Source organism: Pandoraea anhela, assembly GCF_902459655.1.
Classification (GTDB): Bacteria; Pseudomonadota; Gammaproteobacteria; order Burkholderiales; family Burkholderiaceae; genus Pandoraea; species Pandoraea anhela.
In genome coordinates, this window is the sequence record NZ_CABPSB010000001.1 from 718,512 (window position 1) to 731,537 (window position 13,026).

At 61.4% G+C, this 13,026-nt stretch carries 18 protein-coding genes and 1 tRNA gene; 7 read left to right on the plus strand and 12 right to left on the minus strand.

Annotated elements, in window-relative coordinates; genetic code table 11:
- Nucleotides 1-5 precede the first annotated feature (5 nt).
- Complete coding sequence (locus PAN31108_RS02990; protein WP_174994819.1) at nt 6-935, minus strand: YicC/YloC family endoribonuclease; 930 nt, start codon at nt 933-935, stop codon at nt 6-8.
- 260 nt (nt 936-1,195) lie between these two features.
- Here PAN31108_RS02990 and rph point away from each other — a divergent pair, with 260 nt between their 5' ends.
- Genes rph through hemW form a run of 3 tightly spaced genes read left to right on the plus strand, consistent with a single transcriptional unit; the run spans nt 1,196 to nt 3,773 of the window.
- Nucleotides 1,196-1,924: a ribonuclease PH gene (gene rph, locus PAN31108_RS02995; protein ID WP_150667374.1), complete on the plus strand. Its 729-nt coding sequence runs from the start codon at nt 1,196-1,198 to the stop codon at nt 1,922-1,924.
- 2 nt (nt 1,925-1,926) lie between these two features.
- Nucleotides 1,927-2,544, plus strand: coding sequence for an RdgB/HAM1 family non-canonical purine NTP pyrophosphatase (gene rdgB / locus PAN31108_RS03000; RefSeq protein ID WP_150667375.1), 618 nt, complete (start codon nt 1,927-1,929; stop codon nt 2,542-2,544).
- Nucleotides 2,545-2,549: 5 nt separating this feature from the next.
- A complete protein-coding gene (gene hemW / locus PAN31108_RS03005) occupies nt 2,550-3,773 on the plus strand; it encodes a radical SAM family heme chaperone HemW (protein ID WP_150667376.1) in 1,224 nt (407 codons plus the stop codon).
- A 22-nt stretch (nt 3,774-3,795) separates the two neighbouring features.
- On the opposite strand, the gene PAN31108_RS03010 is transcribed toward hemW, so the two are convergent.
- A complete protein-coding gene (locus tag PAN31108_RS03010) occupies nt 3,796-5,535 on the minus strand; it encodes an acyl-CoA synthetase (protein ID WP_150667377.1) in 1,740 nt (579 codons plus the stop codon).
- A gap of 377 nt (nt 5,536-5,912) precedes the next feature.
- On the opposite strand from PAN31108_RS03010, the gene PAN31108_RS03015 reads away from it, so the two are divergent.
- Together PAN31108_RS03015 and PAN31108_RS03020 are read left to right on the plus strand one after the other, a co-directional pair.
- Nucleotides 5,913-6,002 (plus strand) — tRNA-Ser (locus tag PAN31108_RS03015).
- A gap of 150 nt (nt 6,003-6,152) precedes the next feature.
- On the plus strand, nt 6,153-7,400 hold the full coding sequence (locus PAN31108_RS03020) for a tyrosine-type recombinase/integrase (RefSeq protein WP_150667378.1): 1,248 nt from the start codon (nt 6,153-6,155) through the stop codon (nt 7,398-7,400).
- On the opposite strand, the gene PAN31108_RS03025 is transcribed toward PAN31108_RS03020, so the two are convergent.
- The 10 genes from PAN31108_RS03025 to PAN31108_RS03070 form a co-directional block, all read right to left on the minus strand.
- The gene (locus PAN31108_RS03025) at nt 7,397-7,600 is read right to left on the minus strand and encodes a helix-turn-helix transcriptional regulator (protein ID WP_150667379.1); all 204 of its coding nucleotides are present in this window, start codon (nt 7,598-7,600) and stop codon (nt 7,397-7,399) included. The genes PAN31108_RS03020 and PAN31108_RS03025 overlap by 4 nt on opposite strands.
- A complete protein-coding gene (locus PAN31108_RS03030; protein WP_150667380.1) occupies nt 7,597-7,842 on the minus strand; it encodes a hypothetical protein in 246 nt (81 codons plus the stop codon). The genes PAN31108_RS03025 and PAN31108_RS03030 overlap by 4 nt, the downstream gene beginning before the upstream one ends.
- Nucleotides 7,839-8,189 carry a hypothetical protein gene (locus tag PAN31108_RS03035; protein ID WP_150667381.1) on the minus strand — a complete coding sequence of 117 codons (351 nt, stop codon included), beginning with the start codon at nt 8,187-8,189 and terminating at the stop codon, nt 7,839-7,841. Before PAN31108_RS03035 ends, PAN31108_RS03030 begins: the two co-directional genes overlap by 4 nt.
- The gene (locus PAN31108_RS03040) at nt 8,186-9,328 is read right to left on the minus strand and encodes a hypothetical protein (protein WP_150667382.1); all 1,143 of its coding nucleotides are present in this window, start codon (nt 9,326-9,328) and stop codon (nt 8,186-8,188) included. Before PAN31108_RS03040 ends, PAN31108_RS03035 begins: the two co-directional genes overlap by 4 nt.
- Nucleotides 9,321-9,569 (minus strand): DUF6440 family protein, encoded by a 249-nt coding sequence (locus PAN31108_RS03045; RefSeq protein ID WP_150667383.1) that lies wholly within the window; start codon nt 9,567-9,569, stop codon nt 9,321-9,323. Before PAN31108_RS03045 ends, PAN31108_RS03040 begins: the two co-directional genes overlap by 8 nt.
- A 136-nt stretch (nt 9,570-9,705) precedes the next feature.
- Nucleotides 9,706-10,161 carry an Lcl C-terminal domain-containing protein gene (locus tag PAN31108_RS03050; RefSeq protein WP_246183734.1) on the minus strand — a complete coding sequence of 152 codons (456 nt, stop codon included), beginning with the start codon at nt 10,159-10,161 and terminating at the stop codon, nt 9,706-9,708.
- Nucleotides 10,162-10,273: 112 nt separating this feature from the next.
- Entirely contained in the window at nt 10,274-10,654 is a 381-nt protein-coding gene (locus tag PAN31108_RS03055; RefSeq protein ID WP_150667384.1) for a hypothetical protein, read from the minus strand.
- 5 nt (nt 10,655-10,659) lie between these two features.
- Entirely contained in the window at nt 10,660-11,193 is a 534-nt protein-coding gene (locus PAN31108_RS03060) for a hypothetical protein (protein ID WP_150667385.1), read from the minus strand.
- A complete protein-coding gene (locus PAN31108_RS03065) occupies nt 11,190-11,531 on the minus strand; it encodes a hypothetical protein (protein WP_150667386.1) in 342 nt (113 codons plus the stop codon). Before PAN31108_RS03065 ends, PAN31108_RS03060 begins: the two co-directional genes overlap by 4 nt.
- The gene (locus PAN31108_RS03070) at nt 11,528-11,887 is read right to left on the minus strand and encodes a hypothetical protein (RefSeq protein WP_150667387.1); all 360 of its coding nucleotides are present in this window, start codon (nt 11,885-11,887) and stop codon (nt 11,528-11,530) included. Before PAN31108_RS03070 ends, PAN31108_RS03065 begins: the two co-directional genes overlap by 4 nt.
- A 152-nt stretch (nt 11,888-12,039) precedes the next feature.
- On the opposite strand from PAN31108_RS03070, the gene PAN31108_RS03075 reads away from it, so the two are divergent.
- Both PAN31108_RS03075 and PAN31108_RS03080 read left to right on the plus strand, forming a co-directional pair.
- The gene (locus tag PAN31108_RS03075) at nt 12,040-12,474 is read left to right on the plus strand and encodes a hypothetical protein (RefSeq protein WP_246183735.1); all 435 of its coding nucleotides are present in this window, start codon (nt 12,040-12,042) and stop codon (nt 12,472-12,474) included.
- A 100-nt stretch (nt 12,475-12,574) separates the two neighbouring features.
- Nucleotides 12,575-12,898: a toprim domain-containing protein gene (locus PAN31108_RS03080; protein ID WP_246183747.1), complete on the plus strand. Its 324-nt coding sequence runs from the start codon at nt 12,575-12,577 to the stop codon at nt 12,896-12,898.
- Nucleotides 12,899-13,026: the final 128 nt, after the last annotated feature.

Here is a 13,026-nt window from a genome sequence, read left to right on the forward strand (position 1 = left end):
ACGACTTACTCCAGGTTCTGCACTTGCTCGCGCATCTGCTCGATGTAGAGCTTGAGCTCCATCGAGGCATCGGCGAGTTCCTTCGAGGCCGCCTTCGAGCCGAGCGTATTCGCTTCGCGATTGAGCTCCTGCATCATGAAGTCGAGCCGTTTGCCGACCAACCCTCCCTTGTCGAGGATGTGGCGGGTTTCCTTCAGGTGGGCGTCGAGTCGCGTAAGTTCTTCCGCGACATCGATACGCACGCCGTACATCGTCACTTCCTGACGAATGCGCTCTGCGATTTCTTCCTTGCCCGGTGCGGCCGAGCCTTCCGGCACGACGATGCCCAGGGCTTCCTGGAGCCGATCGACGATCTTCTGCTGATGACGCGAGATCAGTTCGGGCACGAGCGGTTGCAGGCCCGTGAGGATCGTCTCCATCTTTTCGATGCGCTCGATCAGGCTCGCCTTGAGTTGCGTGCCCTCGCGCTTGCGCACGTCCACGAGATCGCCGATGGCCGCCCGGCCTGCGTCGATCACAGCATCACGCAGCGCTTCGGCCGTCACCGACTCCTCGCCGAGCACGCCCGGCCAGCGCAGGATTTCGCCGGTGCGCATGCGCTCGGCGTCCGGGAAGAGCGTGAGCACCTGCTGTTCGAGATCGGCGAGTTGTTTGACGGCATCGAGATTGAGCGCGCCGTTCGTGCCGTTCTCGGGACGCTGCACGTTGATGCGGATATCGACCTTGCCGCGCGAGAGTTTGGCGGTGAGCGCTTCGCGCAGCACCGGTTCGCACGCACGCGCTTCTTCGGGCATGCGGAATGCCAAATCGAGGAAGCGCGAATTGACCGTGCGCAACTCGACCGACACGCTCGCGCCTGCGGCTCCATCGGCATGCGCAATGTCGCGCGTGACGCTGGCGTAGCCGGTCATACTGAAGATATTGTTGTCTTTCATCGGGGTGACCGGCGCCACAGCGCCGTGACTGATTTTCGGCGGGGCGATGGAGCAACCGGTTTCGCATGCAATGGATGAAACGCGATTATCGCATTTTCCGGCCCAAGACTCCGGATTCGGCTTCGGATTCGGCTCAAGATTCGGCGCTCGATCCGGCGCCCGAATCGGCAGGCGGCAATGCAGTGCACCGGCAAGCCGACGGCGTTTAGCGATACCATTCGGGTGTTGCCGCATAAATTCACCTCGCAGGACATTCACTCATGACACAAATCACCCGCCCGGACGGCCGTGCGCAAGAAGCATTGCGCCCCGTGCGCATCACCCGCCAATACACCCGCTACGCCGAAGGTTCGGTGTTGATCGAATGTGGCGAGACGAAGGTCATCTGCACTGCCAGCGTCGAAGAGAAAGTGCCGGGTTTCCTGCGCGATTCAGGTCAGGGCTGGCTGACGGCCGAGTACGGCATGTTGCCGCGCGCCACGCACACCCGGGGCGATCGCGAAGCCGCACGCGGCAAGCAGAGCGGACGTACGCAGGAAATCCAGCGTCTGATCGGCCGCTCGCTGCGCGCCGTGTTCGACCTTGAAAAGTTCGGCCCACGCACGATTCAGATCGACTGCGACGTCATTCAGGCCGACGGTGGCACGCGCTGCGCGTCGATCACCGGTGCGTTCGTCGCCGCGCACGACGCCGTCTCGAAGCTCATCGCCGACGGCAAGCTCGAAACATCGCCTATCCGTGCGCACGTCGCAGCCGTCTCCGTCGGCTTGTACCGGGGGCAGCCGGTGCTTGATCTGAACTACGCCGAAGACTCGGCGTGCGACACGGACATGAACGTCATCATGACGAGCGAAGGCGGTTTCGTCGAAATTCAGGGGACTGCCGAGGGCGAACCCTTCTCGCGCGCGCAGAGCAATGTGCTGCTCGACCTGGCGGACGCCGGCATCCGCCAGTTGATCGACGCGCAAAAGCGCGCGCTGGGGGTTTGACGATGGCCATGCAGAAGATCGTGCTGGCGTCGAACAATCCGGGCAAGCTGCGCGAGTTTGCGTCGCTGTTCGAGCCGCTTGGCATAGAACTCGTGCCCCAGGGCATGCTCGGCGTGTCCGAGGCCGAGGAGCCGCACGTCACCTTCATCGAGAATGCATTGACGAAGGCGCGTCATGCGGCGGCGGCGACCTGCCTGCCGGCATTGGCAGACGACTCCGGGCTGTGCGTGCCGATCCTCGGCGGCGCGCCCGGCGTTTATTCGGCCCGCTACGCCGCCCGCGCCGGACGCGACAAGTCGGATGCCGCGAACAACCGTCATCTGATCGAACAGCTCGCGCCTCACGCCGACACCCCTGGCTATCGCGACGCGTATTACTTCGCGGCACTGGTGCTCGTTCGGCATGCCCAGGATCCGCAGCCGATCATTGCCGAAGGCCGGTGGGATGGCGAAATCGTCGACGAAGCGCGCGGCGCGCATGGCTTCGGCTACGACCCGCACTTTCTCATCCGTGCACTGAATCAGACGGCGGCCGAGCTCGATCCCGCGGTGAAGAACGCCCACAGCCATCGTGCGCGCGCGCTGCGCGTGCTGCTGGAAAAGTTGGGGCGGGAGGCGTAAGCGGCATGAGTCAGTCTGTGCTGCCCGTGCAGAACTTCCTGCGGCCCGGCAAGATCCACTTGCCGGCGTTGCCGCCGATGTCGCTGTATGTGCACTTCCCGTGGTGCGTGCGAAAGTGCCCGTACTGCGATTTCAACTCGCACGAGTGGCGTGGCGAGGGTGGCGCGCAAGCGTTCCCCGAGCAGGCGTATCTCGATGCGTTGCGTCAGGATCTCGAACAGGCGTTGCCGCTGGTGTGGGGGCGTCCGGTGCATACCGTCTTTATCGGCGGCGGCACGCCGAGCCTGCTCTCTGCGGCGGGGCTGGACCGGTTGCTGTCGGATCTGCGCGCCCTGCTGCCGCTCGATGCCGACGCCGAAATCACGATGGAAGCGAACCCCGGCACGTTCGAGGCCGATAAATTCCGCAGCTTCCGCGCGAGCGGCATCAACCGGTTGTCGATCGGGATTCAGAGTTTCAACAGCGAGCATCTTAAGGCGCTCGGTCGCATTCACGATGGCGACGAAGCCCGTCACGCCATCGAAATCGCGCAGGCGAACTTCGATAACTTCAACCTCGATCTGATGTTCGCGCTGCCTAACCAGACGCTGGTCCAGTGTCAGCAGGATGTGGAGACGGCGCTCTCGTTCGCACCGCCGCATTTGTCGCTGTACCACCTCACGCTGGAGCCTAATACACAGTTCCACAAGTACCCGCCCACGGTGCCTGACGACGATACGGCGGCCGACATGCAGGAGTGGATCGCCGAGCGCACCGCGGCGGCCGGCTATGGGCGTTACGAGGTGTCGGCGTACGCCCAACCGCATCGACGCGCGAAGCACAACCTGAATTACTGGGAATTCGGCGACTATCTGGGCATTGGCGCAGGCGCGCACAGCAAAATTTCGTTCCCGCATCGGGTGTTGCGGCAGGTGCGTCACAAGCATCCGCAGCGATATATCGAAACCGCAGCGGCGGGCGATGCGATTCAGGAAGCGCGCGAGGTCGACGCCCGCGATTTGCCGTTCGAGTTCATGCTCAACGCGTTGCGTTTGACCGAGGGCGTGAAAAGCGAACGGTTCGCGGACCGCACGGGGTTGCCGATGGCAAAGATCGCGAAGGTGCTGGCGGCCGGCGTCGAAAAGGGATTGCTCGTGGACGAGCCGTTGCGTATTGCGCCGACCGAGTTGGGTCAGCGCTTCCTCAACGACCTTCAGGAAATGTTCCTGGATCGCGACGACAAGTCGTGAGCGCTTGAACGTTGCCGCCCCGTCACCCGAGCGCCGTCCCCATCTCCCGCAGCGCCTTGCGAATGATCTTGCCGGTGACGGTCATCGGCAGTTCCGGCAGGAACACGACCTTGCGCGGATACTCGTGCGCAGCGAGACGATGCTTCACGAACGTCTGAATCTCCTTCGCCAGCGAATCCGACGGTTCGTGCCCGTCTCTGAGCACGACAAACGCCTTCACGATCTCCGTACGCAGTTCGTCCGGCTCGCCGATCACCGCCGCGAACTGCACTGACGGATGGCGAATCAGGCAGTCCTCGATCGGTCCCGGACCGATCCGATAACCGGCGCTGGTGATGACATCGTCGGATCGTCCCGTAAAGGTGATGTAGCCCTTCTCATCGACGAAACCCGAATCCCCCGTAAGCAGGAAGTCGCCGCGATACTTGTCCATCGTGGCGTCGGGGTTGTGCCAGTAGCCGAGGAACATGACCGGGTTGGGCCGGGCGATGGCGATGTTACCGATCGCGCCGACCGGCAGTGGCGTGCCGTCGTCGTCGACGATGGTGACATCATGCCCGCGCACGGCGCGTCCGATGGCGCCGGGCAGCGCGGGGAATTCGGCCGCGCACGAGGACACGACCATATTGCACTCCGTCTGCCCGTAGAACTCGTTGATATCGACGCCGAGGTGCTCACGACCCCATGCGAGGAGTTCGGGGCCGAGCGATTCGCCGCCGCTGGCGACGGAGCGCAGTTGCAGCGGCCAGTGGGTGCGCGGCGACTCCACCGTACGCAGCATCTTGAGCGCGGTCGGCGGCAGAAAGGTATTGCGCACGCCGTGACGCGCCATCAGATCGAATGCGGCGACGGGATCGAACTTTTCGAAGCGTCGGGACAGCACCGGCACACCGTGATGAAGCGCGGGCAGCAGCACGTCGAGCAATCCCCCGATCCATGCCCAGTCGGCGGGCGTCCAGATCAGATCGCCATCCTGCGGAAAGCCGTTGTGCGACGTCTCAACGCCGGGCAGATGACCGAGCAGTACCCGGTGTGCGTGCAGTGCGCCTTTCGGTTTGCCGGTAGTGCCGGAGGTGTAGATGATCAGGGCGGGCGCGTCGGCGCGGGTCTGTACGGGTTCGAAGTGGGTATCGCGCGAGGCGATGGCTGGCCACAGCGCGAGCAAGCCGTCTTCGGCGACACCCCAGTCCTGATCGTCGGACACGTGATGATGGGCTTCGGGCAAGTCGTCGTGAACGACGTAGACGAGGCGAAGATCGGGCAATTCGGCGCGAATATCGTCGATCTTCCCAATGCTGGCCAGGTCGGTGACGAGCACGGCGGCGCCGGAATTTTGCAGGCGGTAGGCGAGCGCTTCGGGGCCGAAGAGTGTGAAGAGCGGGACGGCGATGGCCCCGAGTTTGTAGGCGGCGACGTGGGCGACCAGCGTGGCGGGCGACTGAGGCAAAAAGATGCCGATCCGGTCGCCGGCTTTGACGCCGTGGGCGCGCCATTCGTTGGCGAGTTGATTCGAGAGTTGTTTGAGGACGTCGAAGGTGAGGCGTACGTGCGAGCCGTCGCTGCTTTCGTGGACGAGCGCGAGTCGGTTGGTACCGTCCGCCCACTTGTCGCAGACGTCGACGCCGATGTTGTAGAGGGTGGGAATTTGCCAGGTGAAGGCGTTGGCGCTCGGGGCGTCTTCGGTTGGGGCGAAGGCCTTGCGCTCGCCACCGGCGTCATTTGACGTCTCTTGGGCGGGGGCGCGGGAGGTGTCGGCATCCATGCGGTATCTCCGGGTCATGTCTGGCCTCGCACGGTAACGCCGGGGGCGTACACCGCACGTCATTGGGGCATGATGCATGGCGGACGGGGACAAGACAAGGGGTGAAGGGGTTTGAAGGGGTTTGAAGGGGTGTAAAGGGGTATAAAGGGGTGTGAAGGCGTGACGGGTGTAGGAAAAGCGAGGAAATTAGCGGGGTGCGAGGCGATTTAGGTGCATTGAAGGCTTCACATGGTGGCATGAGCAGGTATAATGCGCGCTGCCGTGCGGTACCGGCCTGCGCCGGGATGCCGACGCCGATCCCCCCGGACCGCACGCATCCCCAGCCGTCGGACAGACGGCATCCCCGAGCCACGACCCAACGTCGTGCGCAACGCCCCGGAGGCGTGCCAGAGTGGTTTAATGGACCGGTCTTGAAAACCGGCGAAGGGGTAACCCTTCCGTGAGTTCGAATCTCACCGCCTCCGCCAGATAACACTTTCAGACGTTTTCAGTGATTGTCACGAAGACCCGCAAACCCCAATAACGACGGGGGTTTGTGGGTAACAAAGCCGTTGCACGTTGTCAGGCCCAGTCACATAATCTCAACACGAATTGTGGGTAGGATTGTGGGTCAGATCATGGCAAAAACTGTTTCCAGACAACTCCATCGGCTTAACGCCATCAAAGTCGCCAAAGAGGTGACGCCTGGACTTCACTCCGACGGCGGCGGCCTCTATCTCAATATTTCACTGAGCGGATCTCGGGCGTGGGTGTTTCGCTTCTCTCTTGCGAAGCGTGCTCGAGAAATGGGTCTCGGCCCCCTATCCTCGGTTTCTCTCGCCGAGGCGCGGGCGCTGGCCAGCAATTACCGCAAGATGCTGGCCGATGGGCTCGACCCGATCGAAGCCCGCCGGGACCAGAAGCGCCAAGAGCAGGCCGAACGGCTCGCGACGATGACGTTCAAGGAAGCCGCAGAAGCATACATGGAGAGCCTTGAGCCAAGCTGGAAGAATCCGAAGCACGCCCAGCAGTGGCGAAACACCCTGCGCGACTATGCCTACCCGGTGCTGGCCAACGTCTATGTGGCCGACGTGGACGTGACTGCCATTCTTCGCGTGCTGCGGCCCATCTGGTCGAAGAAGACCGAAACAGCGAATCGCCTGCGCGGCCGTATCGAGCGCATCCTCGACGCCGCTCGGGTGCTGGGCATGCGCACCGGCGAGAATCCCGCCCGGTGGCGCGGCAATCTCGACAAGATACTCCCGAAGTATGAGCGTACGCGCCGAACGCAGCATCATCCGGCGCTAGCGTGGGCCGATATTCCCTCGTTTGTGAGGGATTTGCGCGAGCGGAAAGACGCAACCGCCGAAATGCTCTATCTGACGATCCTGACGTGCGCCCGCACCAACGAAATGCTCGAGGCGCGTGCCAGTGAGTTCGACCTTGATCGAGCGGTCTGGAACGTGCCGGCGGAACGCATGAAGATGGGGCGACCGCATCGCGTACCGCTCTGCCCTGCCGCCGTGGCTTCTGTGCGCAGGGCAATTGAGAAATCCGGGACAGACGGGTATCTGTTCCCCGGCCGCAAGAAGGGAAAACCGTGCTCGAACATGGCAATGCTGAATCTGTTGGGGCGCATGGGCCGCGACGATATCACCGTGCACGGGTTCCGGTCGACGTTCCGGGATTGGGTGGCGGAGTGCACCGAACACCCCGACTCATTGGCCGAAATGGCGCTCGCACATGTGGTGGGGAATAAGGTTGAGGGGGCGTACCGCCGCGGGGATATGCTTGAGCGCCGGCGCCCGCTGATGGAGCGATGGGCGGACTACTGCGATGGAAAAGCCGGCGCCGTGATTTCGCTGGCGCCGGCTGTTGCCGCCTAAGCTGCTACCTCACTGGCTGCTGGCGGCGCTTTACCCGCTCGCTCTGCCAGCCACGCGTCCACATCTTCCTCGAGCCAGCCGGTTCTATTGCTGTAGAGGGTGAAGGGCTTCGGGAACTGACCGCTGTTGACCATCCGGTAGATGGTTGACTCAGAGAGCGCGATTTTCTCGGACACTTGCTTCACGTTCAGCGCTTTCATGCGCGATCCTCCTCGTTCATCCAATGTTGACCGCGCGCAAGCAATCGAAATACGCCGTTCGCATCCATCCCTTTGCCAGCCCCATAGACCATGCGGCCGTCGTCGCCGAGAATCACGCATACCATGCGCAAGCCCTCGACAGGGCCGTAATCCCCGCTCTCACAGTCGTCAGCAATAGCGCGGATCATGGGCACGACTTCACAACGCGAGACCTTGCGTGTTTCGATAATTTTCGCGCTCACGATTTCCGCTCCTCCGCTGCCTGCGAGGTGGCGACGTTCTTTCGCGACGGGATCACTGTTCCGTAATTCCACTGGTTCATGACGATGCTGGCGTCGGTGTTGATACCGTGCTTGCGACAGTGGCGAGCAAGCCCGATGATGAAGGCGTCGATGTTGCGATCTGCCAGGAATGCGAGTTCAGTCATCGACAGGCTGAAGCCTTGTTCAGGCGTAGTCACCTGCGTGCGGCCATACTCGTTCGGCGCATACTCCACGAGCGCGAAGAACGGCACATTCATGGAGGCGCACTTTTCGGACAATTGTTTAAGGATCTGGGCGATTTCCTCGTCGTAGACCTTTTCGCTCACGCATCCCCCTTCGCCGTCTTGGCGGCAATGGCGGCGGCGAGGCGGCGGGTGTGTTCCTTCCTGCGGGCCTGCGCTACCGCGTAAATGTCTCGGCCAAACAGCACATGCGGGCCGTCTTCGGTGTCGTAGATGGAGAGCAACTGCCAGCCATCACCATCCGGAACGGTCGGCGTCCAGTAGTGGCAATCGGGTTCGTGAGCGGCGCCATAGCGGTCATACGCGTCGGAATCGTCCGCTTCCATCGATACGAACCGCGTTTCGATGCCAAGGGCGGCTAGCAGCCATTCGTAGTTGACGTCTTCGTCGGCAAAGGGCATTGCCGGATGGTCGTACCAGCCTTCGGCATCGCGAATCACGGGGCGGCCGTCAAGCAGCTTTGCGCGCAGTCCTTCGAGGTCCACGGCCTCCCCGCCATCCGCCGACAGCGCGGCGCGCTCGGATACTGGCAACGGCGCGGGCACGCCGTCGAGCGTCCATTGCTCGGTGCGCAGACGATGCTCGATTTCTTCGCATGCGAGGTCGAACGCTGCGCTGGCCTGCGTCGGCAGGTCAGGGTTCGATGTGCCGAAATGCTGATCGCGCACTGCTTTGACGATGGCGAGCGTGCGCTGCTGTTCAAGCGCCACAGCCACTTCGACAGTCTCGTGCTCGCCGCCATTCACGGTCGCGACGATAACTCCAAGCGCTTCCGGCTCAAAGTCAAATGCGCTAGCAGCCTGCGCCTCTTCCTTGGTATCCCAGTAGCCGTAGCCGTCATCGTCACACCAAGAGCGCCAAGCGACTGCCTCTTGCCCTGCGCTCTGTGCGGCTTCAGGACGCGTCATGGTGCGAACTGCGTCAGCATGTGTCTCGCCGTCAGTGCAGTGATCTAGCACATAGAACGCAGCGGTTTCGATAGCGTCTTCATACCCTTGCGCGTAACCGATTGGCGCTGCGCTCTGTGCGGCTGGCGTGGAGACTGCGGCGAGCTTTGCTTCCAGGAGCCGGCGAACTGCCGCAACGACTTGAGGTGCCTCATCGCAGTCGAACACGATGTCGCCATAGCTAGTCGAAATTGTGAAGCCACGTTCCATCGAGGGCACCTGCTTTGCCAATGCATAGCTGATCGCATCAACCGTCCCGGTGTTGAAGTCAGCCACGTGCTCCTCCCTTGCCGCAAATGGGGCGGCCGTCCGCACCAAGGCGCGGGAAAATTCCATCGTAGCCGCCAACCCGGAGATACTGGCAGCCGGTGCCGTGGTCGACATAGATCGTCAGGCCGCTGCGCGTGCCGGTCCTGGCGTCATCGGTGCCGTCGAGAGGACCGCACCCCGTCAACACGAGCGAGGCGAACACGATGGCGGCGACTGGCCGCGCAATTATTGAAATTTCTCGATTCATATTCAGTCACCCATGAGTGCCCGGAGCATATCGGGCAGGCGCCAGAAGAAAACACATGCCATCGCAGTGGCGCCGACGATGATGCAGATCGGAAGGATGCATTGCTGACCCATAGAATCCTCAAATTAGTGAATGATCAAATGGGCAATCTGCGGACGGCTACCGCGCGCAACTCGTCGTCCTGGCTGCCGTAGTACTGGCTGCCGTCGTAGAAGCCCTGAAACCAGGCGAAGCCGTAGTCGGCCTCATGCTTCTGGTTCGACCAGTAAGCACGCTTCTCGAATCGCTCCGCATGATTTGCGTAGAGCATGGCTTGCTCGATTCGGTTGGGCAGATCGCCACCGATGGACTTCGCCCAATCGAGGGCGTCGCCCCAGTTCTTTTCAACGTCGCCGGGAAGGATAATGGTGTGATGACCTGTGCCGTCGGTATTTACGATGGCGCCAATATAGATCTCACCTTCCGCGAGGTTGATCTCACGTCCCAGGGCGTTGATAGTGCGCGCACCACCGGCGGCACTCGCGAAACACGAGAGCATGTCGGCAAGTTCTTGCTGCTTTGCTTGAATGTCTTTGATGGTCGGAAGTTGCATGTTTAATGGCTCCGAAGATTCAGAATTCGAAAAATTGCGGTGGTCATGCGAGCGCTGAGAAGTCCTCGACAGTAGGCCCACATCACCGCCCGCTTGATGTGCGTTTTCATGGTCAGTGCGTTGGGATGCCGATCGCATCGAACTTCCGGAAAATCTCCCTGATACGATCCGGAACAAGGAATGTCTGCGCCGCCAAGGCCAAGCCGACGGCCTTCTCGCCTGTGGGATCGTTCACTAGCACTTCCGCCAATGCAGGAATGAGGGGAAAGCCGTCTTCGCCAGCAACGGAGAGAAACGTGTTTACGTACTCGTGGGCACGGGCGATACCTTCCTGAGTGCATTCGATTTCGCCAGCGATAGCGTCTCCGCAGAGCAGCAGGATCATTGCCGCTGATGCGCACAGTTCGCCGTCGACCATCGCGAGCAATTGCGGGGCGAACTGAGCTCGAGCGGGAAGAAGGTCTTGGAAGTCGAAGTTTTTGAGATCGAACATGGAAATCACCAGTAAAGAAAGGGGTCAGCGTGGTTCGGTCGAATTTCTTCGAGCCATGCCTCATAGTCGGCGCGCAGTTCGGCGCACGCGGCGGCGCTTGAGCGTGGCCAAAGGGGTGCCGACAAGCGAATGCGCGCCGGAATATGCCGATCAAACGCAACGGCGCGGATCTCGCCTGCGTCCGTCTGCTCAAGGTTCACGTAGTAGCGCGGAAGCATCACCATCACCGGATCAGCACCGCGCCACGTTTCAACGATCAGCGCACGAGTGCGTCCTTGGTCATCGCTGACGCGAACTTCCCCCGAGATGAGGCGTTCGACGCTCCACGAGCGCTGAAGACGCCAATCATTGAAGCCGTGGTGCTCGCGCGCAGGACCGAAGCACTGAGCGCGCCATGCGCGCGCAATAGCTTCGTTGAAAGCGTCTGGAGCATGTGTGACGTCCCCGATTTGTACGCGCCGAGGTAACTGAGAGACGTCGAACAATCGCTCTGGCATTGACGGCTCGTCGACAATTTCCTTGCTGAGAGCCTCGGTCATTTGGGCGCCCCCTTCATGCGATCGCGCAACTGATAATCAGCCTCGCCCGCGACATAACTCAATTTTCCGATCGTCTGCACCGTGTCCGCGATGAGATAGAGCAGATTCGCTATATCTCCCCCTTGCAGCGTACCGGCCGACGGGGATTTCCGGCTGTCGCTATCGCAAGCGATCAACGAAGCGACGCCGCTAACCGTCTCTGCCAGCGATATCGCATTGCACTCAACGTACTCACCGGCCGTGGAAAGAAACTCCAAATCCTCGGTAGTCGCAGCTTTGAAATCGAAGTTTGCCGAGAAGAACTGAATCAGACCGGCGGCGTTCGCTTGACCTTTCATTTCGCCCCCCCGTTGAGGTCTTCCGCGATGGTTTTCGACATGCGCAAAATGCAATCCTGGGCACGATTTGCCAATTCCTCGATGGCGAAGAACAGGCCTTCAGTCGCGTGATCTGAGATCGACCCCATGTAGTTCGGTGAGTCGCTATCGTCGGCAGCAGAACGCTCGGTATGCAGCGCATTCATCACGAGGCTGATGGTGCGTATCGCCCGCGCGCTCTTGTATGCATGTCGAGCATCGGCGGAGTAATTCTTGAAGCGCGGCGACTTATCGGCTATCTCTGCGAAGTCGTCCCACTCGACAAACTGGGTGTCGAGGAACACCTTCTTCGGAGGCATGTGATCGGCTTTAGGCATTTGCTGCGCCCTCCCCCGCTTCGAGGCGATCGTCGGCCCAATCAGCCAACGAATCGACAGTGGTATCAACGAAGGCCGCAAGCGAATTGGCAGCAAGAAGCAGCCCATATTCGAGGCCCGACGTTAGTGGCGGCTCCCCCGTCTCGTGTGAGGTGTTCACTAAGGGTTTCGATTGCAGCGACGTGCTCTGCGGCATCGCCGCTCGACCGTACCGCAAGAGCCTGTCCAGCCATATTCAACAGCTTGGGCGTGTCATGCGCCCGTCGCCCGGTAAAACGTTCGGCCTCTGGCTCGATCATTGTGGCAACGTCCTGCGCTTCGACGCCGACACCAAGCGAATTTTTGCGCAGGGTCTTCGCTCGCTCGATGATGGCGAGCTTGACCGAAAGACCCGCAACGACGTCGGCGATTCTGAGAAGAAGGAATTGGTCTGCTCATGCGGGTTCGTGCTCCCATCCGGGTCACAGACTTGCCCCGCGTGTGGAAAAGAACGTGAGCGACGGTCCCTCGTTGAGAACGTTGCCGGGGTAATGGAAGCCGTTGGCGATGTAGTCGCACCCGCGAAAAACACCCCGGAATATGCGTGATGTGAGCGACTACGCGCGTGTCAATTCCATCCAGTGGATTGGCGAGTCCGGGGCAAAGAAATTCCTGCCGGGAGGCTCCGCCAAAGGTTCGATTTTCACCATGGGGTCGGGGCGTGAGCATTGGCTCGTTGAGGGTTTCGCCACCGGCCTTAGCGTACGCGAAGCACTCCGATCTCTTCATCGACCAGCGCGCGTCGTCGTGTGCTTCTCTGCGGGCAATCTTCAGCACGTCGCTGGCCAGATTCCTGGGCGCCGCTACGTTGTCGCGGATAACGATGACAGCGGGACTGGTGCCCGCGTTGCTACGGCAACGGGCCTCCCATGGGCAATGCCTCCGCAGGTCGGTGACGACGCCAACGACTTTCATCAACGAGCGGGGCTTGGTGCCCTGACCCGGTTGGTGCGAAACCTCGTCCGCAGTTGAGACGTTTCCGCGAATAGGTGTAGCGGAATAAAAGAAAAACCGATGGGGGGCCATTGCGAGCGCACCGGTCGCACGCATTATCGAAGTCACTCAGGGCTTCGTATTTGCCTTCGACACCACAGATTCGA